At 73.3% G+C, this 18,853-nt stretch carries 16 protein-coding genes; 7 read left to right on the forward strand and 9 right to left on the reverse strand.

Features of this window, described 5'->3' with window-relative positions:
* Positions 1 to 6: 6 nt before the first annotated feature.
* The 6 genes from ACN27D_RS19945 to deoC all read right to left on the reverse strand — a co-directional run bounded on the left by ACN27D_RS19945 (position 7) and on the right by deoC (position 6,498).
* Positions 7 to 1,254 (reverse strand): cytochrome ubiquinol oxidase subunit I, encoded by a 1,248-nt coding sequence (locus tag ACN27D_RS19945; RefSeq protein WP_421499700.1) that lies wholly within the window; start codon positions 1,252 to 1,254, stop codon positions 7 to 9.
* Positions 1,255 to 1,357: 103 nt separating this feature from the next.
* Positions 1,358 to 2,263 carry a M56 family metallopeptidase gene (locus tag ACN27D_RS19950; RefSeq protein WP_121686509.1) on the reverse strand — a complete coding sequence of 302 codons (906 nt, stop codon included), beginning with the start codon at positions 2,261 to 2,263 and terminating at the stop codon, positions 1,358 to 1,360.
* Positions 2,264 to 2,273: 10 nt separating this feature from the next.
* Positions 2,274 to 2,720, reverse strand: a complete 447-nt coding sequence (locus ACN27D_RS19955; protein WP_120571673.1) for a BlaI/MecI/CopY family transcriptional regulator — start codon at positions 2,718 to 2,720, stop codon at positions 2,274 to 2,276.
* A 565-nt stretch (positions 2,721 to 3,285) separates the two neighbouring features.
* Positions 3,286 to 4,110, reverse strand: coding sequence for an aldehyde dehydrogenase family protein (locus ACN27D_RS19960; protein ID WP_364813591.1), 825 nt, complete (start codon positions 4,108 to 4,110; stop codon positions 3,286 to 3,288).
* Entirely contained in the window at positions 4,103 to 5,533 is a 1,431-nt protein-coding gene (locus ACN27D_RS19965) for an aldehyde dehydrogenase family protein (RefSeq protein ID WP_355506736.1), read from the reverse strand. The genes ACN27D_RS19960 and ACN27D_RS19965 overlap by 8 nt, the downstream gene beginning before the upstream one ends.
* Positions 5,534 to 5,538: 5 nt before the next feature.
* Entirely contained in the window at positions 5,539 to 6,498 is a 960-nt protein-coding gene (deoC, locus tag ACN27D_RS19970) for a deoxyribose-phosphate aldolase (protein WP_047893661.1), read from the reverse strand.
* 136 nt (positions 6,499 to 6,634) lie between these two features.
* Between deoC and upp the strand changes: the two genes are divergently transcribed.
* Both upp and ACN27D_RS19980 read left to right on the forward strand, forming a co-directional pair.
* Positions 6,635 to 7,267, forward strand: coding sequence for a uracil phosphoribosyltransferase (gene upp / locus ACN27D_RS19975; protein ID WP_120571672.1), 633 nt, complete (start codon positions 6,635 to 6,637; stop codon positions 7,265 to 7,267).
* A gap of 158 nt (positions 7,268 to 7,425) precedes the next feature.
* Positions 7,426 to 8,112: a GOLPH3/VPS74 family protein gene (locus tag ACN27D_RS19980; RefSeq protein WP_421499701.1), complete on the forward strand. Its 687-nt coding sequence runs from the start codon at positions 7,426 to 7,428 to the stop codon at positions 8,110 to 8,112.
* A gap of 55 nt (positions 8,113 to 8,167) precedes the next feature.
* Here the strand turns inward: ACN27D_RS19980 and ACN27D_RS19985 are convergent, their stop codons facing one another.
* Positions 8,168 to 9,832 (reverse strand): phospho-sugar mutase, encoded by a 1,665-nt coding sequence (locus ACN27D_RS19985; RefSeq protein WP_421499702.1) that lies wholly within the window; start codon positions 9,830 to 9,832, stop codon positions 8,168 to 8,170.
* A gap of 49 nt (positions 9,833 to 9,881) precedes the next feature.
* Positions 9,882 to 11,900, reverse strand: coding sequence for a serine/threonine-protein kinase (locus ACN27D_RS19990; RefSeq protein WP_421499703.1), 2,019 nt, complete (start codon positions 11,898 to 11,900; stop codon positions 9,882 to 9,884).
* Between the two features lie 203 nt (positions 11,901 to 12,103).
* Here ACN27D_RS19990 and ACN27D_RS19995 point away from each other — a divergent pair, with 203 nt between their 5' ends.
* Both ACN27D_RS19995 and ACN27D_RS20000 read left to right on the forward strand, forming a co-directional pair.
* Positions 12,104 to 13,687, forward strand: coding sequence for an acyl-CoA mutase large subunit family protein (locus ACN27D_RS19995; protein WP_121684340.1), 1,584 nt, complete (start codon positions 12,104 to 12,106; stop codon positions 13,685 to 13,687).
* 471 nt (positions 13,688 to 14,158) lie between these two features.
* The gene (locus ACN27D_RS20000) at positions 14,159 to 15,418 is read left to right on the forward strand and encodes an amidohydrolase (RefSeq protein ID WP_120571667.1); all 1,260 of its coding nucleotides are present in this window, start codon (positions 14,159 to 14,161) and stop codon (positions 15,416 to 15,418) included.
* Here ACN27D_RS20000 and ACN27D_RS20005 read toward each other — a convergent pair.
* Entirely contained in the window at positions 15,375 to 16,370 is a 996-nt protein-coding gene (locus tag ACN27D_RS20005; protein WP_421499704.1) for a DUF4349 domain-containing protein, read from the reverse strand. The two genes, ACN27D_RS20000 and ACN27D_RS20005, sit on opposite strands and share 44 nt — an antisense overlap.
* Positions 16,371 to 16,494: 124 nt before the next feature.
* Here ACN27D_RS20005 and ACN27D_RS20010 point away from each other — a divergent pair, with 124 nt between their 5' ends.
* Genes ACN27D_RS20010 through ACN27D_RS20020 form a run of 3 tightly spaced genes read left to right on the forward strand, consistent with a single transcriptional unit; the run spans position 16,495 to position 18,837 of the window.
* Positions 16,495 to 17,124 (forward strand): MBL fold metallo-hydrolase, encoded by a 630-nt coding sequence (locus tag ACN27D_RS20010; RefSeq protein ID WP_357904946.1) that lies wholly within the window; start codon positions 16,495 to 16,497, stop codon positions 17,122 to 17,124.
* 2 nt (positions 17,125 to 17,126) lie between these two features.
* Positions 17,127 to 18,053 carry a hypothetical protein gene (locus ACN27D_RS20015; protein ID WP_121684337.1) on the forward strand — a complete coding sequence of 309 codons (927 nt, stop codon included), beginning with the start codon at positions 17,127 to 17,129 and terminating at the stop codon, positions 18,051 to 18,053.
* 43 nt (positions 18,054 to 18,096) lie between these two features.
* Complete coding sequence (locus ACN27D_RS20020; protein ID WP_357898032.1) at positions 18,097 to 18,837, forward strand: SCO6745 family protein; 741 nt, start codon at positions 18,097 to 18,099, stop codon at positions 18,835 to 18,837.
* Positions 18,838 to 18,853 lie beyond the last annotated feature (16 nt).

Below are 18,853 nucleotides of genomic sequence, written 5' to 3' on the forward strand. Positions count from 1 at the left end.
GCTCCCTCAGACGAACACGGGCTGGTGGTGGACGTCGGTGTCGGGCGCGGGCGGCCGGCCGAGCGCCGGGTCGTGCGCCCCGCGGGCGGCGTGCCGGGCCAGCAGGACCCAGTTGGTCACCGCGAGCGCGCCGAGCAGCAGGCTGAACCCGATCAGCGAGGTGAGCATCAGCCCGGGTGAGACCGGCGAGACGGCCTGCGCGGTGGGCAGCAGCCCGTACGCGGCCCAGGGCTGGCGGCCGACCTCGCGGGCGATCCAGCCGAGCAGCATCGCCACGAAGGGCAGCGGCAGGCCGAGCAGGATCAGCCAGAGCGGCACCTTCAGCCGGATGATCCAGTCCCGCCAGAGCAGCGGCAGCAGGAGCCAGAGGGCGCCGAGCGTGAAGCCGATTAGGATCATGAAGCCGAGGCCGACGTTGGAGAGCACCGGTGGTTCCCAGTCGCCGGGGCCGAACCGCGCGGTCCAGTCGGCGACGAGCGCGTCGCGATCGGGGCCGCCGCCGAACTTGGTCGGCTGGAGCTGCGCGACCGGGCCGAACTGGGCGAAGCCGAAGCCCTGGAGCATGCTGACCGAGAGCGCCGCGGTGACCAGGCCGAGCCGCAGCGAGGTGCGGAAGAGCGCGTAGTCGGGGGTGCGCCGGAGCAGGTGCCAGGCGCTCACCGCGGCCATCAGCAGGCCGCCGGTGACCAGGCTCGCCGAGACGACGTGGCCGAACGCCATGCCGAACGTGGGGTTGATGAGCAGCGCGCCGAAGTCGGTGAGGTGGGCGACGCCGTCGCGGACCTCGTACCCGACCGGGTTCTGCAGCCAGGCGTTCGCCACCATGATCCAGAACGCCGAGGCGTACGCGGTGATCGCCACGCCCCAGAGCAGCGCCAGGTGCACGCCGCGCCGCAACCGGTGCCACCCGAAGATCCACATGCCGAGGAACGTGGACTCCAGGAAGAACGCCACGAGCGTCTCGATGGCCAGCGGCGCGCCGAACACGTTCCCGACGTAGCGCGACAGCCCGCTCCAGTTCAGCCCGAACTGGAACTCCATCACGATGCCGGTGGCGATGCCGAGCACGTAGTTGATCACGTAGAGCTGGCCCCAGAACCGGGTCAGCCGCTCGTACACCGGCTTGCCGGTCAGGTAGCCGGCCGTCTGCAACCCGACCAGCAGCGTGACCAGGCCGAGCGTGACCGCCACGAAGAGGAAGTGGATCGAGGTGGTGGTGGCGAACTGGAGGCGGGCGAGGAGCAGCGGGTCCACTGTCGTCCTCCCATGGGTTGGCTCTCTTGTCGTAGCCAACCTACACGTAGCCTCGCTACCTATAGGGCCGCGCGAACCCGGAGAAGTCCCGTAGGGGGCGAGGTCAGCTCAGGAACAGGGCGAACGGCAGGGAGACGAGCGTGCCGGCGACGGCCAGCGCCATCGCGCCGAGCACCCGCGGCGGACGGTCCGCGACGAGCAGCCGCTGCACGCGTACGTCGAGGTCGCGGTCGCCGAGTCCGAGCGTGCCGGCCGGCTGGACCCGGTGCTCGGCGGCGGCGAACCGGCGCAGCGCACCGGCCAGCGGCGCGTCCGCGTGCAGCTCCCGGGCCTTGTCGTCGGCGCGCATCTCGACCAGCAACGCCACCCGCGCGTGCGCGTCCCGCACCCACCGGAACCAGGGCAGCGCCCGGCACAGCGCGGTGAACGGCAGCAGCACCAGGTCGTGCCGCTCCTGGGCGTGCGCGCGCTCGTGGGTCAGCACCGCTGCCAGCTCGGCCGGGTCGAGCAGGTCGAGCGTGCCCGCGCTCACCACCACCCGGGGACGCACCCCGGGCAGGCAGTACGCCGCCGCGCTCGGATGGTCGAGCACCAGCGCGCCGGGCACCGTCGGGTCACGCCGGGCCACCAGGTGCAGCAGCTCCCGGTGCCGGCGCTGGGCGCGGACCGCCCCGTGCAGGCTGCGTACCGTCGTGGTGAGCAGCACCACGCCGATGCCGAGACCCACGCCGACCAGGCTGAGGTGCACCGCGCCCACCCCGGCGGGCAGCGTGCCGTGGGCCAGGTCGTCGGCCAGGGCCAGCAGCGCGTACCCGGTCGCCCGGTCGTACGCGTCGAGCCCCAACGCCATCGGCAGCCCCATGGCGGACAGGCCGAGCGCCAGCCCGACCGCCTGCCAGCAGAGGATCGCCACCCGGGGCGCCCGCCAGGTCCAGCGCGCGGCGGCGAGGACCTGCGCGGTCAGCCAGCAGGCCAGGATGATCGCGGCGAAGTGCAGGGCGTACGCCACGGCAGCCGCCCTACCGGTCCGTCGCCTCGTCGAGCGCCGGCCGAACGGGCCGGGGGTTCTCGACCCGGCCGGCCGGTCCGTCCTCGACCGTCGCCCCGGCCTCGGCGCCGAGCGCGGCGCGGAGCACGTCCGCCTCCGTGCCGGTCACCGAACGGGCGAAGCGCACGAGTGCGGCGTCCCGGCTGCCGCCGAGGTCGAGGGCTTCGAGCATGAGCTGGGCGATGTGCGCCTCGCGGGTGGCGGCCGGGCGGTAACGCCAGGCGCGCCCCTCCCGCTCGCGCTGCACCATGCCCTTGCCGGCGAGCCGGTCGAGCACGGTCATGACCGTGGTGTAGGCGAGTTCGCGCCCGTCCAGGGCGTCGGCGACCTCGCGCACCGTCACGCCACCCGACGAGGCGGGCGCCGCGTCCCACAGCACGTCCATCACCGCACGCTCAAGGTCCCCCAGCCGAGTCACCCGTCAATCCTACCCCCGGTAGTAGACCCCTTCCGCCGCCCCGGTCCTCGTTCCCCGCTCCCGAAGATCCACGCCAGTCCGGGGAGGTGGTGCTGCCCTGGGCTGGTTGATGCAGCCACGTCGGGGAGATGGTGTTGATCTTGCCCGTCCCAGGCGGGCGCCCTCGGTGAGATCAACACCGGCTCGGCGAGGTGGTGCCGTCCCGGGCTGGTCGATTCAGTCACCTCGGCGTGCTCGCGTCGATCTTGCGACGGAGAGTCCGGGGCTACTTCCCGGGAATCCGGTATCGACCACGCCGTGGTCGGGTGGGTGCCGCATCGGCAAGATCCACGCCAGTCCGGGGAAGTGGTGCTGTCCTGCGTCGTTCGATGCAGCCACTTCCGCGTACTGGTGTTGATCTTGCCCATTCCGTGTGGGCGCACCGGGTGAGATCAACACCGGCTCGGCGAGGTGGTGCCGTCGCGGCTGGTCGATGTGGCCACTTCGCGGAGCTGGTGTTGATCTCGGTGGTCGAGGGTGGACGAGGGTGGACCGTGGGGACGAGGCCGGACCGGGCTGCCCTCGGTCAGACGCCCTTCGGGTGCCAGACCGTCTTGGTCTCCAGCAGCGTGGTCATCCGGGTGATGCCGGGGTCGGCGTACCAGTCGTGGTCGGCCGGGGCCGGCCGGAGCACCCGCTTGAGGTTTTCCGCGGCCTTGATCTCCAGGTCGGCGGCCAGCTCGGCGTCGGCGACGCCGGTCAGGTCGATCGCGTTGACGTCCATGTGCGCGGCGAGCGTCGGCACGGTCTCGGTCAGCCGGCCGGTGAGGATGTTGACCACCCCGCCGGGCAGGTCGGAGGTCGCGAGCACCTCGGCCAGTGTCACCGCCGCCAGCGGCGCCGCCGGGGAGGCGGCCACCACCACCGTGTTGCCGGTGACGATCGCCGGGGCGATCACGCTCACCAGGCCGAGCAGCGCGGGCTCCTCGGGGGCCACCGCCGCCACCACGCCCGTCGGCTCCGGCGCGGACAGGTTGAAGTACGGGCCGGCCACCGGGTTGGCGCCGCCGTACACCTGGGCGATCTTGTCGGACCAGCCCGCGTACCAGACCCAGCGGTCGATCGCCGCGTCCACCTCGTCGGCCGGGACGCCCAGGGCGACGAACTGCTCGCGCCGGCCCTCCAGCATCTCGGCGACCCGGTAGAGGATCTGACCCCTGTTGTACGCGGTCGCCCCGGCCCAGCCCTTCACCGCGGCGCGGGCGGCCACGACCGCGTCCCGCGCGTCCTTCCGGGAGGCAAGAGACACGTTCGCGGATTGCACGAGATACGACCGTCCCGACTCGCTGCGCGGGAACTTCCCGCCGATGAAGAGCTTGTACGTCTTGCGTACCGCGACCCGCTCAGACATTGAGGTACCCCTCCAGGCCGTGCCGGCCGCCCTCGCGACCGTAGCCCGACTCCTTGTAGCCGCCGAACGGCGAGGTCGGGTCGAACTTGTTGAACGTGTTGGCCCACACCACTCCGGCGCGCAGCCGGTCGGCCAGCCACAGGATCCGGGAGCCCTTGTCGGTCCAGATCCCGGCCGACAGCCCGTACGGCGTGTTGTTGGCCTTCTCGACGGCCTCCGCCGGGGTGCGGAACGTCAGCACGGACAGCACCGGGCCGAAGATCTCCTCGCGGGCGATCCGGTGCGCCTGGGTGACGCCGGTGAAGATGGTCGGCGCGAACCAGAAGCCGCGCTCGGGCAGCTCGCACGGCGGCGACCAGCGCTCGGCGCCCTCGGCGGACCCGGCGTCGGACAGCTCCCGGATCCGGGCGAGCTGCGCGGCCGAGTTGATCGCGCCGATGTCGGTGTTCTTGTCCAGCGGGTCGCCGACCCGGAGCTGGGCCATCCGGCGCTTCAGCGACTCCAGGACACGGTCGGCGACCGACTCCTGGACCAGCAGCCGGGAACCGGCGCAGCAGACGTGGCCCTGGTTGAAGAAGATGCCGTTGACGATGCCCTCGACGGCCTGGTCGATCGGGGCGTCGTCGAAGACGATGTTCGCGGCCTTGCCGCCCAGCTCCAGCGTGAGCTTCTTGCGGGTGCCGGCGACCGAGCGGGCGATGGCGCGGCCGACCTCGGTGGAGCCGGTGAACGCGACCTTGTCCACGCCCGGGTGCTCGACCAGCGCCCGGCCGGTGTCGCCGGCGCCGGTGACGATGTTCACCACGCCGGCCGGCAGGTCGGCCTGCTGGCAGATCTCGGCGAACAGCAGCGCGGTGAGCGGGGTGGTCTCGGCGGGCTTGAGCACCACCGTGTTGCCGGCGGCGAGCGCCGGGGCGATCTTCCACGCCAGCATGAGCAGCGGGAAGTTCCACGGGATGACCTGCGCGGCCACGCCCAGCGGCTTCGGGTCGGGGCCGAAACCCGCGTGCGGAAGCTTGTCCGCCCAGCCCGCGTAGTAGAAGAAGTGCGCGGCGACCAGCGGCAGGTCGACGTCGCGGGATTCCTTGATCGGCTTGCCGTTGTCCAGCGACTCCAGCACCGCCAGCTCGCGCGAGCGCTCCTGGATGATCCGGGCGATCCGGAACAGGTACTTGGCCCGGTCCCGGCCCGGCATCGGACCCCAGACCTTCTCGTACGCGGTCCGGGCGGCGCGGACCGCGCGGTCCACGTCGTCGGCGCCCGCCTCAGCGATCTCGGCCAGCACCTCCTCGGAGGCCGGGTTCACCGACTTGAAGCTGCCGCCGGAGGCCGGGTCGACGAACGCGCCGTCGACGAAGAGCCCGTACGAGGGCTTGATGTCCACCACCGAGCGGGACTCGGGGGCGGGAGCGTATTCGAACATCGCGTTCAGTCCAGGGTGAAGTAGTCGGGGCCGGCGTAGACGCCGGTCGTCAGCTTGGTGCGCTGCATGAGCAGGTCGTTGAGCAGGCTGGACGCGCCGAACCGGAACCAGTCCGGGCTGAGCCAGTCGGCGCCGACCGTCTCGTTGACCATGACCAGGTACTTGATCGCGTCCTTGGTGGTCTTGATGCCACCGGCCGGCTTCACGCCGACCTGACGCCCGGTGGCGGCGCGGAAGTCGCGGACCGCCTCCAGCATGACCAGCGTCACCGGCAGGGTCGCCGCGACCGGGACCTTGCCGGTGGAGGTCTTGATGAAGTCGCCGCCGGCCAGCATGGCGAGCCATGATGCGCGCCGCACGTTGTCGTACGTGGCCAGCTCGCCGGTCTCCAGGATCACCTTGAGGTGTGCGTCCCCGCACGCCTCCTTGGTGGCGACGATCTCGTCGTAGACCTCGGAGTAGCGCCCGGCCAGGAACGCGCCCCGGTTGATCACCATGTCGATCTCGTCCGCGCCGGCCTCGACCGCCGCGCGCACGTCGGCGAGCTTGATCTCCAGCGGCGCCTGACCGGACGGGAACGCGGTCGCCACGCTGGCCAGGTGCACGCCGCTGCCGCGCAGCACCTCGGCCACGTACGGAACCATGGACGGGTAGACGCAGACGGCGCCGACGTGCGGGCAGCTCGGGTCGGCCGGGTCGGGGCGCAGCGCCTTGGCGGCCAGCGCCCGCACCTTGCCCGGGGTGTCCGCCCCTTCCAGGGTGGTCAGGTCGACCATCCGGATCGCCAGGTCGATCGCCTCAGCCTTGGCCGTGGTCTTGATGGAGCGGGTGCCGAGTTGCGCCGCCCGCTGCTCCGCGCCGACCTGGTCCACGCCGGGCAGGCCGTGCAGGAAGGTCCGCAGAGCGGTCTCGGATCGTCCCAGCTCGGTGAGGTCCGACCGGGCCGACGTCGTTGTCGCCGTCATGCCCCGAATAGTACGCACCCGCGAGTCGAGTGATCTTGCTCACGATCGACCGGTCGTGAGCGTCATACGTGAGCGGTGTCGCTGGTCGTACCGCACCCGCCCTGCGCCCGGCCGGCAAACGGTAGGTTGAGCGATCGTGGACGTAACCGTCATTGACCATCCGCTCGCCCAGACGCGGCTGACCGCCATGCGGGACGCCCGGACCGACTCGTCGTCGTTCCGGGCCGCGCTGCGCGAACTCACCACCATGCTGGTGTACGAGGCCGCGCGCTCCTTCCCGGTCGAGAAGTACTCGATCCAGACCCCGGTCACCGCCACCGAGGGCAGCCGGCTGGCGAACCCGCCGCTGCTGGTGCCGGTGCTGCGGGCCGGTCTCGGCATGGCCGACGCCGCGCTCGGCCTGCTGCCCGAGTCGTCGATGGGCTTCGTCGGCCTGGCCCGCGACGAGGAGACGTACGAGCCTCGCGCGTACATGGAGTCGCTGCCGCGTGACCTCGCCGGCCTGCCGGTGCTGGTGCTCGACCCGATGCTCGCCACCGGCGGCTCGCTGGAGCACTGCTGCCGGCTGCTCGCCGACCGCGGCTGCACCGACATCACGGTGCTGTGCGTGCTGGCCGCCCCGGTCGGCATCGAGCGGCTGGAGCGCTCCGGCCTGCCGCTGCGCCTGGTCACCGCCTCGATCGACGAGGGCCTGAACGACTCGAAGTTCATCGTCCCCGGCCTGGGTGACGCCGGCGACCGTCAGTTCGGCGGCATGCCCCGCTTCTGACCCGGCCGTCCGGGAAGCCGGTTCGACCCGGCGACCCCGGATCCGGCGATTCGGTGGAGAGGGCTCCTTCCCGCGTGGAAGGGGCCCTCTCGGCGTGAATCGGGCGGCCCCGGCGAGTCGATGCGCGGGGGTGCGGGGAGGCGCTAGCGTTCCGGGCCATGACTGGTGTTGCGCTCGCCGAGGAGCTGCTGCTCCTCGCGTATGACGACGAAACCGGCAAGGCCACCATGCCGCGGATCAGCCTTGACCTGGGCATGGCCGCCGCCGTGCTGGTCGAGCTGGCCCTGGCCGGACGGGTCGCGTACGCGGACGGGAACCTGACGGTGGTCGACCCGGCCCCGACCGGCGAGCCGATCGCGGACGCCGTCCTCGCCAAGATCGCCGCGGACACCCCGCACACGCCGTCGTCGTGGGTGCAGCGGCTGCGGCACGGGCTGCGCGACCGGATCCTGTCCGACCTCTGCGGCCGGGGCGTGGTGCGGGACGTGGACGAGACCGAGCTGGGCTTCATCCACGTGCACCGCTACCCGGTGGCCGACGCCTCGGTCGAGGCGGACATCCGGCAACGGCTGGCCGACGCGCTGACCAGCGGACAGCTCCCGGACGAGCGGACCGCCGCGCTGGCCACGCTCGTCGCGGTGCTGCGGATGGAACCCGCGTTGGGGCTGACCGGCCCGGCCGCCGAGGACGCCGGCCGGCGCCTGGAGGAGATCGCCGCCGGCGCCGGGTTCTCCGGCACCGTCAGCCTGGACGACAGCGTGGTTCGCCCGTCGATCAGCCTGGTCATCGCCGCGCTGGGCCAGGCCGTGGACGCCGCCCTCGGCAAGCGGCCCGCCGCGAGCTGAGGTCGTTGACCGCTGCGTCCGTCGCCGCCGGAGCGACGACGGACGCACCGGGCCGTCAGAGCCCCAGGGCGGCGGCGATCTCGTTGCGCAGCTCGGCCACGGCGGCCCGCGCGCGCTGCCGGGCCGCGGGCACGTCGCCGCCGCCCACCGGCTCCACCACCTCCAGGTACGCCTTGAGCTTCGGCTCGGTGCCGGACGGCCGGATCACCACCCGGGCCGCGCCGGTGCGCAGGATCACCACGTCCGCGTCGGGCAGCAGGTCGGACGCCTCGGTCACCGGCTGCCCGAGCAGCGCGTTCGGGGTGGCCGCCCGGATCCGGGCCATCGAGTCCGCGATCACCCGCAGGTCCTCCACCCGGACCGAGAGCTGCTCGGTGTGGTGCACGCCGAACTCGGCGGCGAGCTCGTCCAGCCGGTCGAGGAGCGTACGGCCCTCGGCCTTGAGACCGGCGGCCAGCTCGGCGACCGTCAGCGCGGCGGTGATGCCGTCCTTGTCGCGGACGTGACCCGGCGCGACGCAGTAGCCCAGCGCCTCCTCGTAGCCGTACACCAGCGGCTCCCGGCCCCCGCCGGCCCGGACGATCCACTTGAACCCGGTGAGCGTCTCGTCGTAGGGCAGGCCCCGGGCCGCCGCCATGGCCCGCAGCAGCGCCGAGGACACGATCGTGGTGGCGTACAGGCCGGTCACCCCGCGCCGCATCAGGTGGTCGGCCAGCAGCGCGCCCACCTCGTCGCCGCGCAGCATCCGCCAGGATCCGGCGTCGCGTACGGCCACCGCGCAGCGGTCCGCGTCCGGGTCGTTGGCGATGGCCAGGTCCGCGCCGGTGCGGTCGGCGAGCGCGACCAGCAGGTCCACCGCGCCCGGCTCCTCCGGGTTGGGGAAGCTGACAGTCGGGAACGCCGGGTCCGGCTCGGCCTGCTCGGGCACCACGCCGGGAACGCCGAAACCGGCGCGCGCGAACGCGGCGGTCAGCACCGCGGCACCCACCCCGTGCAGCGGCGTGTACGCCACCTTCAGGTCCCGTGGTCCGGCCGGGTCCACCACGGCGGCGGCCTGCTCGACGTACGCGGTCACCAGGTCGTCGCCGAGCACCTGACCGGCCGGGCCGAGCGGTACCGCCGCGAGCGGGCCGACCGCCCGGATGGCCGCCTCGATCCCGGCGTCGGCGGGCGGCACGATCTGCGCGCCCGCGCCCAGCTCCCCGCCGAGCTGCGCGCCCAGGTAGACCTTGTAGCCGTTGTCCTGCGGCGGGTTGTGGCTGGCGGTGACCATCACCCCGGCGACCGCGCCGAGCTGCCGGACCGCGAACGCCAGCACGGGCGTGGGCAGCGGCCGGGGCAGCAGCAGCGCCGGGCGGCCCGAACCGGTGGCCACCTGCGCGGTGCGCTCGGCGAACGCACGGGATCCGCGCCGGGCGTCGTACCCGATCACCAGCGGGCCCTCGCCGCCCTGGGCGGCGAGCCAGCCGACCAGCCCGGCGGCGGCCTGGGTGACCACGGCGAGGTTCATGCCGTTCGGCCCGGCCCGCAGCGGGCCGCGCAGCCCGGCGGTGCCGAAGGTCAGCGGACCGGCGAACCGGTCGGCCAGGTCGGCCGCCGTGCCGGGCAGCCCGTCGAGAACCGCGCGCAGCTCGACGCGGTCGTCCGGGTCCGGGTCGTCGGCGAGCCAGCGCTCGGCGCGTACGCGAAGGTCGTCAAGGTCAGTGGTTTCCGCCGCCATTGCCTCATGAAAGCACGGCGGCGGATCACCACTGGCCGTCGGCCTCGACTCAGTTGGCCGCCGTGAGCTGGAACGAGTCGACCATCGCGTCGAAGATCGGCTTGCTCTCGGCGAATCGTGCGTCGGTCGTGGAGAGGTAGAACGAGTAGACCTTGCCGTCCTTGACCAGGCCCCGCCAGATGCCGTGCCGCATGGCCTCGCCCTCGCCGCAGGTGTATTCGAGCTGGCCCGCGGTCTGGCCGGCGAGTGGCTGCTCGGAGACTGACAACTCGGTGTAGGGGGCCGGGCAGGTCTTGCTGTTCGCGGTCTTGCTCTTCAGGTTCCGCGAGGCGAACTCGGCCCAGCTGATCGAGGTGCCGCCCCACTTCTCGGCGATGACCCGCACCTTGCGGCCCTCGTCCTCCGGGTCGACGTAGTCGACGTAGAGGCCGCCGGTCTGCTGCTGCCAGCCCTTCGGGACCTGGATGGTGACGCCCTTGACGGTCCGCTCCTGCATCTCCGGCGCGGCCGCCGCCGAGGTGGTGGGCAGCGTGCCCACGATCGGCGGGGGAGCGTCGTCGCCGCCGCCGGTCAGCGCGATCACGCTCACCAGCAGCACCACGGCCAGGCCACCGGCGGCGGCGAGCTGGACCTTGCGCGGCCACGCCTTCACCCGGCCGAGCAGGCCCTTGGCGCTGCCGAGCGCGCCGCCACCACCGGCGGCGGCCGGCGCGGTGGCCGGGGTGGTCCACGCCTGGCCGGTGCCGGGCACCGACCACTGGTTGCCGCCGCCGTACACCGGCTGGGTGGCGTCGACGGTACGGCCGTAAGCGGTGGGCACCGCCTGGGTCGCGTCCGCTCCGGCGCCCTGGCCGAGCCGGACCGTGGCGTCCGGCGAGATGCGCTGGGTGGCCTCCGGCGTGCCCGGCCCGGACATCGCACCGGTCGGGGTGTGCAGCGGGCCGGCCAGCGCGTCGGCGCTGGTCTCGTCGAGCGCGGCGGCACCCGCCGCGGCCTTCTCGGCCTGGGGCCGCTCGCCGCGGCGCAGCGCGGCGAGCCGGTCGGTGAGCGACTCGTCGGGGCCGATCATCGCCCGGCCGCCGATCTGCCCGCTCGGCTTCGGCTCCGCCGCGATCGCCGGCGGCGTGGTCGGGCGCGGCACCGGCACCACCGCGTACGGGTCGGTGACCGAGTTGACGGCGGTGGCGGTGCTGGTCAGCGGACCGGCGAGCAGCTCGCGCAGGTTGGCCCGGGCCCGGTGCACGTCCATCCGGCGGGCCGGGTCCTTCTCCAGCAGCCCCATCAGCACGCCGGTCAGCGGGCCGCTGCGCTGCGGCGTGGCGGGCGGGTCCTCGACCACGGCGTGCATGGTCTCGATCGGGTCGCCCTTGTCGAACGGGGGCCGGCCCTCGACCGCCGTGTAGAGCGTCACGCCCAGCGAGAACAGGTCGCTCGGCGGCCCGAACTCCTGGCCCATGGCCCGCTCGGGCGAGATGAAGTGCGGCGAGCCGAGCACCATGCCGGGCGTGGTGAGCTGCACGTCGGTGGGCATCCGGGCGACACCGAAGTCGGTCAGCACGCAGCGGCCGTCGGTGCAGATCAGCACGTTGGCCGGCTTGACGTCGCGGTGCAGCACGCCGATCGCGTGCGCCACCTCCAGCGCGCCGAGCAGCGCGATCCCGATCTTGGCGACGGCGCGCGGCGCGACCGGCCCGTCCTCGATCACCATGTCGGCCAGGCTGCGGGCGTCCAGCAGCTCCATCACGATCCACGGGCGGCCACCCTCGGTGACCACGTCGTAGACCTGCACCACCGCCGGGTGCTGGATCGCGGCGGCGGCACGGGCCTCCCGCAGCGTCCGTTCGTAGAGCGCGTCCCGGTCGCTCGGGGCGAGCCCCGGCGGAAGGACGACCTCCTTGACCGCCACATCGCGGCGCAGCAACGTGTCTGTGGCCCGCCAGACCGTGCCCATGCCTCCGTTGCCCACCGGGGAGCGCAGCGAGTAGCGACCACCGATGGTGGTGCCGGGCGCCGCGCGTCCAGTGGGGGGACTGGCCGGTCCGCCGCTCCACGTCGGAATCTGAGTCACAGAAAAGCCACCGGGGGATATCGAGGGGGCTGGGACACAACCCCTCTATCTTGCTGGTTCCGACGCCCGATGCGAAACCCGACGCGGCGGGCGTTTACCTACTCGACGGTATGTGGTCGGCCGCTCACCTCCGGTGGGTCGCCGCCGGGAGGTGTGCGGTATCCCTCACCCACCTGGCGGTCTGCGCGTCCTACCATCCGGTAATGAGCGATGCGCGGTCAAGCGAGTCGGGTTTCCCGATCCAGGGCGTCTACACGGCGGCAGACCTTCCGGCGGACCTGGACGCCCGGCTGGGCGAGCCGGGCGAGTTCCCGTACACCCGCGGGGTCTACCCGACGATGTACACGTCCCGGCCCTGGACCATGCGACAGTACGCCGGGTTCGGCACCGCGACCGAGAGCAACGCGCGCTACCACCAGCTGCTGCGCGCCGGCACCATGGGCCTGTCGGTCGCGTTCGACCTGCCCACCCAGATGGGGTACGACTCGGACGACCCGATCGCGCACGGCGAGGTGGGCAAGGTCGGCGTCGCCATCGACTCCATCGAGGACATGCGCACGCTGTTCGGCGGCATTCCGCTGGACAAGGTCTCCACCTCGATGACCATCAACGCGCCCGGCTCGGTGCTGCTGCTGCTCTACCAGCTCGTGGCCGAGGAGAACGGCGTGCCCGGGGCGGCGCTCAACGGCACGATCCAGAACGACATCCTCAAGGAGTACATCGCCCGGGGGACGTACATCTTCCCGCCGAAGCCCTCGCTGCGGCTGGTCGCGGACACCTTCGCCTACTGCCGGGCCGAGGTGCCGAAGTGGAACACCATCTCCATCTCCGGCTACCACATGGCCGAGGCCGGCGCCTCGCCCGCGCAGGAGGTCGCGTTCACGCTCGCCAACGGCGTGGAGTACGTCCGCGCGGCGCTCGCCGCCGGGCTGGCCGTGGACGACTTCGCGCCCCGCCTGTCGTTCTTCTTCGTGGCCCGCACCACGCTGCTGGAGGAGGTCGCGAAGTTCCGCGCGGCCCGGCGGATCTGGGCCCGGCTGATGCGCGACGAGTTCGGCGCGAAGAACCCGAAGTCGATGATGCTGCGGTTCCACACCCAGACCGCGGGCGTGCAGCTCACCGCCCAGCAGCCGGAGGTGAACCTGGTCCGGGTGGCGGTGCAGGGCCTCGGCGCGGTGCTCGGCGGCACCCAGTCGCTGCACACCAACAGCTTCGACGAGGCCATCGCGCTGCCCACCGAGAAGGCGGCCCGGCTGGCGCTGCGGACCCAGCAGGTGCTGGCGTACGAGACGGACCTGACCGCCACCGTCGACCCGTTCGCCGGGTCGTACGTGGTGGAGGCGATGACCGCCGAGGTGGAGGCGGCCGCCACCGAGCTGATGGACCGGGTCTTCGACCACGGTTCGGCGGTGGACGCGATCGAGGCCGGCTTCCAGAAGCGGGAGATCGAGCAGTCCGCGTACCGGATCGCCCAGGAGATCGACTCGGGCGAGCGGGTGGTGGTCGGGCTCAACCGGTTCCAGATCGACGAGGAGGAGCCGTACGAGCCGCTGCGGGTGGACCCGTCGATCGAGGCGGCGCAGGGCGAGCGGCTGGCCCGGCTGCGTGCCGAGCGGGACTCGGGCGCGGTCGAGCGCGCCCTGGCCGAGCTGCGTGCCGCCGCCGAGGGGGACACCAACGTGCTCTACCCGATGAAGGAGGCGCTGCGCGCCCGCGCCACGGTCGGCGAGGTCTGCGGAACGCTGCGCGAGGTGTGGGGGATCTACCGGCCCAGCGACCGGTTCTGATTCGTCCGGCGGCGGCCCCGCCGCGCACCCTGAGTGCGCGGCGCGGGCCGCCTTCGCGTGTGCGATTCGGCGATTCGGGTAACCGGAACGGGTGAACGGGACGGACAGCGTGTGCGGTCGGCGGTCGGGCGCTCGTGTCACCGTCGGGAGTCTTCCGGCAGCCGACAGTTGTCGTGCAATTGTCGGAGCGGCAGTTAATTGCCGCGACTAATGCGACAATTCGGAACGACGGGTCGGTATTTGTGGCCGTTGAAACGGTTACGCGTTGTAGGAGGTGGGAGGCGGATGACGGCGTTCGACCGCGATCTACCTGCTGTCCCGCAGATATTCGAGCCCTCTCACCAGGGCATTCGTGACGCTGCGCGGTCCGACCGCTACGCGAAAGATGTTGCGCAGCGTCACCGTCGGAGGTCTAGGCTGTCTGCTGTCCGACCCGAAGATCCATCCACTTCTAGTGATCGAGAATTCGACGTGACGAGTGCGTTGACGCTGCCTTCCGGCGGCCTGCTGTCGTCGTCCCGGCCCGAGGCGCCGACCGGTTACCAGCCCCTGCCCTTCGAGCTCGACCATCTGCTCGCGCTGCGCGTACCCGGCCTCATCGCCACCCGCCGTCACATCCACTCCCACCCGGAGCTGTCCGGCGAGGAGTTCGAGACGGCCGCCCTGGTGCACCGCGAACTGTCCCTCGCCGGGCTGAAGCCGCGCCTGCTGCCCAAGGGCAACGGCGTCATCTGCGACATCGACGGCCGCCCGGACGGCCCGGTGATCGCGCTCCGCGCCGACATCGACGCGCTGCCGCTGAGCGACCCGAAGGACGTGCCGTACCGCTCGACGGTGGAGGGCGTCTGCCACGCCTGCGGCCACGACGTGCACACGTCGGTGATGCTCGGCGTCGGCATGCTGCTCGCCCAGCTCGCCGACACGGGCCGGCTCGACGGCCGGGTCCGGCTGATCTTCCAGCCCGCCGAGGAGATCCTGCCCTGCGGCTCGCTGGAGGTCATCGAGGCCGGCGGCTTGGACGACGTGGTGCAGATCTTCGCGCTGCACTGCGACCCGAACCTGCCGGTGGGCAAGGTCGGCCTGCGGGTCGGCCCGATCACCGCCGCCGCCGACAACGTCACCGTCCGGCTCACCGGGCCGGGCGGGCACACCGCCCGCCCGCACCTGACCGTCGACCTGGTGGACGCGCTCGGCCGCCTGGTCACCGAGGTGCCGACGCTGATCAGCCGCCGGGTGCCGGCCAACAGCGGGCTGCTGCTGGTGTTCGGCCACGCGTCGGCCGGCACCCGTTACAACGTCATCCCGTCCGAGGCGTGCGCGGCCGGCACCCTGCGGGTGATGGACCGCGACACCTGGGACCAGGCACCCAAGATCGTGGCTCAGGTGGTGCGGGACGTGCTCGCCCCCACCGGCGCCACGGTCGACCTGGAATACCTGCGTGGCCGGCCCCCGGTGACCAACGACGCCGGTGCCATCGGTGTGCTCACCGCGGCCACCGCCGCGGCGCTCGGCCCCGACGGCATCGCCGAGACGCCGCAGAGCATGGGCGGCGAGGACTTCTCCTGGTACCTGGAGCACGTGCCGGGCGCGCTCGCCCGCCTCGGCGTCGGCCGCAGCGGGCCCAACGTGGACCTGCACCGGGCCTCGTTCGACGTGGACGAGCGCGCCATCGAGGCGGGCGTACGCCTCATGGTCCAGACCGCGCTGCGGGCACTGGCGGCGGCGCGCTGACCGGACCGCCGGGCGGTCCCGGCGGCACCGGTGCCGCCGGGTTCGGCCCGGGCGGCGGCGTCCGCCGGGCCCGCACCCGGCGCCGCCACAGCAGCAGCAACCACAGCGGTACGCCGATCACGACCGCGAAGGGCAGCACCGCGCCGAGCACTGTGAGCAGGACCCGGGCCGAGGCCAGGAACGCCGTCCAGCCACCGCCCAGCCCGGCCAGGAAGCCCAGGTCGGCCTCCTCCTCGGCGGTGCTGGCGTCCTGACCGAGGAACGTCACGGTGATGGTGGAGAGCGAGGTCAGGTCCGCCAGCCGGCGCTTGCGGGCCTCCAGCGAGGCCAGGTCCGCCTGCCGGGTGCCCACCTCGTTCTCCAGCCGCACCAACTCGTCCACCGAGGTGGCCCGGGCGAGCAGCTTCCGGGCGCTCTCCACCCGCGCCCGCTGGGTGGCGATCCGGGCGTCCAGGTCCACCACCTGCTCGGTGACGTCCTCGGTGCGGATCTCCCGGCGCTCCTGCCGGCCGAGGCCGGCGAGCTGGTCGATCACCGCGCTGAACCGGTCCGCCGGCACGCGCAGTGTCAGCGCCGCCCGCGCCTCGGCGGCCCGGCTCGACCGCCGGTCCGCGCCGACGAACCCGCCGGCCGCTGTCACAGCCGTGGTCGCCTCCCGCGCGGCGGCCTCCACATCGTCCACCCGGACCTGCATGGTCCCGGTGTAGATGATGGACCGCTGGTCGACCCGCAGGTCCGCGCCGCCGGTGCCGCCGGGGGCGGCCTGGTCGCGGTCCGCGCCACCGCCGTCCGCGCCGCCCTCGGCGGCCTGCTCGCGTCCCGCGCCCGAGTCGGCGGCCGGCGCGGCCGAGTCGCTGCCACTGTCACCGCCCGCGCCGCACGCGCCCACACCCAGCGCCGCTATCAGACTCACAGCCACCAGGGCCACGCCCCGGAGTCGTCGTCCACCCATTCCCCGTACTCCGATCGTCGACGGCCCCGCCCACCGGGACCGATACCTCGGACGTGACGCGTGGTCGCGCCGGTTCCGGCAGACTGCGCTGAGGACATCACGATTCGATAATCGAGGAGTCACGATGCAGGTCACCAAGTACGCCCACTCCTGTCTCCGGCTGGAGCACGACGGTGCGGTGCTCGTCGTCGACCCGGGTGTCTTCAGCGATCCCGCCGCGCTGGACGGGGCGGACGCGGTGCTGATCACCCACGAACACCCGGACCATGTGGACGTCGGCGCGCTGACCCGGGCACTGGAGCGGCGGCCGGTGCCGGTGCACGGCCCCGCCTCGCTCGCCGGAGTGCTCGGCGACGCCGCCGAGGCGCTGGTGACGGTCGAGCCCGGACAGTCGTTCACAGTCGCCGGGGTGCCGGTGCGGGCGTACGGCGGGCAGCACGCGGTCATCCACCCGGACATCCCGGTGATCCAGAACATCGGCTACCTCTTCGCCGACGTGGTGTACCACCCGGGTGACGCGTTGTTCGTGCCCGACGACGTGCAGGTGGACACGCTGTTCGCCCCGATCCACGCGCCCTGGTCGAAGTTCTCCGAGGTGGTCGACTTCATCCGCGCGGTCGCGCCGCGCCGGGCGTACGCGCTGCACGACGGGCTGCTCAACGACAACGGCTTCGGCGTGCTGGACCGGCAGTACACGGCGATGTCCAAGACCGACTACCGCCGTCTGGAGCCGGGCACCCGGATCGACGCCTGAACATGGCCGAGGTGCCCGCGGAGGTGATCCGGCAGCTCTACGCCACGCCGCCGGACCGGTTCGTCGCGGCCCGGGACGCCGCCGTCGCGCAGGCGCGGCAGTCCGGCGATCCGCGTACCGCCCGGGAGATCGGCAAGCTGCGCCGCCCCACAGTGGCGGCCTGGCTGGTCAACCTGCTGGCGATCCGCCGGCCCGAGCTGGTCGCCGACCTGAGCCAGCTCGCCGAGTCGCTGCGCGCCGCGCAGCGCGACCTGCGCGGCGGCAAGCTCCGGGAACTGTCCGCGCAGCGGCGCGCCGTCGTGGGCGCGCTGGTGGCGGAGGTACGCCGGCTCGCCGCCGCCGAACCCGCCGCGCCCCCGGCCGGGAAGCTGCCGCTGGGCGAGGTGGAGGCGACACTCAACGCCGCGCTCTCCGACACCGAGGTGGCCGGACAGGTACGCGCCGGACGCCTGCTGCGGGCCAGCCACTACGCCGGGTTCGGCGAGGTGCCCCGCCCTCAACTGCGGCTCGTGACAGGGGGCGAGGAGGCGCCGGTCGTACCGGATCGGGCGGCCGAGCGGGCCGACGCGCGCCGGGCCCGCGACGAGCGCGCGGCGCGGGCCGAACGGGCCGGGCGGCGGCGGACCGCGACCCGGGAGCTGACCCGGGCCCGCGCGGACCTCGACCGGGCCGAGAAGGAGCTGGCCACGGCCGACGCGGCCGAGCGGGACGGCGCCGCGACGCTGGACCGGATCGAGACCGAACTGGCCGAGTTGGAACGTCGCCGGGCCGTGGCCGAGCAGGATCTGAGCCGGGCCCGGCTGGCCCGCCGGGGCGCGGAACGGGCGGTCACCGCGGCCCGGCGCCGGGCCGGTGAGGTGGAGGCCGTGTTGGAGGCGCTGGACGCCGAAGAGGGGGATGCCGACACCGGTGACCACGCGGCAGACTGAGCGTGATGAATGGCAACGGTGGAGTGACGGCGACGGGCGGCCGATGACCCCGGAACAACTCGCCGCCGCCTGCAAACCGCTCGTGCTCGAACTCGGGGAGGCGTTCGCCCGCTGCCCGTCGACGCTGCGCCGGGCGCGGCTGCTCGGCATCTCCGGGTGGGCCTTCTACATCACCGGGCGGGCCGGGGCGCTCGGTGACGTCCGCGCCGAGACGGTCGCCGCGGCGCTCGGCTTCATCGCGCCGGAAGCGGTCACCGACGGCTGGGACGCCGCCGCGCGGACCGTCCCGCCGCTGGAGGTGGCCGCCGCCAACCTGGCCGAGTGCTGCCGGTGGGGCACCGCCCGGCTGGGCGACGGCGCCGAGTCGTCCCGGCTCGCCGCGCTGATGGGCCGGGCGGTCGACGCGGCGGACGGCAGCGGCATGCCGTTGTTCGCCGCCTGGCGGGCCATGCCGGTGCCCGATCCGTCGCCCGGTGCGCGGGCGGCTGTGGGCATGCTGCTGCTGCGTGAGCACTTCGCCGGGGCGTACCTGCTGGCGGTGCGCGCGGCCGGGCTGACGCCGCTGGAGGCGGTGCTGGCCGGGCCGGAGGGCGAGACGGGCGCGGCCGCGTGCGGCTGGGTGCCCCCGTACCCGCCGGTCGGGCCACTGGTGCGGCGCCGGCTGTGGGCCGAGGCGGTGACCGACCGGCTGGCGTCGGCGGCGTTCCGTGCGTTGAGCACCGCCGAGGGCGCTGAGCTGCTGAGTCTGCTCGGCGCCGCGCGGCAGCGCGCCCGCGGCGGATAAATGGGAGGCGACGCAG

Origin of the sequence: Micromonospora sp. WMMD1274 (assembly GCF_049179035.1) — a bacterium.
In the GTDB taxonomy this organism is placed as follows: domain Bacteria; phylum Actinomycetota; class Actinomycetes; order Mycobacteriales; family Micromonosporaceae; genus Micromonospora; species Micromonospora tulbaghiae.

What these genes read in the sequence shown, in the direction of transcription:
- ACN27D_RS19960 (WP_364813591.1), bottom strand. Translation starts at nt 4,110, where the DNA reads ATGTCTGAGCGGGTCGCGGTACGCAAGACGTACAAGCTCTTCATCGGC.
- ACN27D_RS19965 (WP_355506736.1), bottom strand. Translation starts at nt 5,533, where the DNA reads ATGTTCGAATACGCTCCCGCCCCCGAGTCCCGCTCGGTGGTGGACATC.
- deoC (WP_047893661.1), bottom strand. Translation starts at nt 6,498, where the DNA reads ATGACGGCGACAACGACGTCGGCCCGGTCGGACCTCACCGAGCTGGGA.
- ACN27D_RS19980 (WP_421499701.1), top strand. Translation starts at nt 7,426, where the DNA reads ATGACTGGTGTTGCGCTCGCCGAGGAGCTGCTGCTCCTCGCGTATGAC.
- ACN27D_RS19985 (WP_421499702.1), bottom strand. Translation starts at nt 9,832, where the DNA reads ATGGCGGCGGAAACCACTGACCTTGACGACCTTCGCGTACGCGCCGAG.
- ACN27D_RS19995 (WP_121684340.1), top strand. Translation starts at nt 12,104, where the DNA reads ATGAGCGATGCGCGGTCAAGCGAGTCGGGTTTCCCGATCCAGGGCGTC.
- ACN27D_RS20005 (WP_421499704.1), bottom strand. Translation starts at nt 16,370, where the DNA reads ATGGGTGGACGACGACTCCGGGGCGTGGCCCTGGTGGCTGTGAGTCTG.
- ACN27D_RS20010 (WP_357904946.1), top strand. Translation starts at nt 16,495, where the DNA reads ATGCAGGTCACCAAGTACGCCCACTCCTGTCTCCGGCTGGAGCACGAC.
- ACN27D_RS20015 (WP_121684337.1), top strand. Translation starts at nt 17,127, where the DNA reads ATGGCCGAGGTGCCCGCGGAGGTGATCCGGCAGCTCTACGCCACGCCG.
- ACN27D_RS20020 (WP_357898032.1), top strand. Translation starts at nt 18,097, where the DNA reads ATGACCCCGGAACAACTCGCCGCCGCCTGCAAACCGCTCGTGCTCGAA.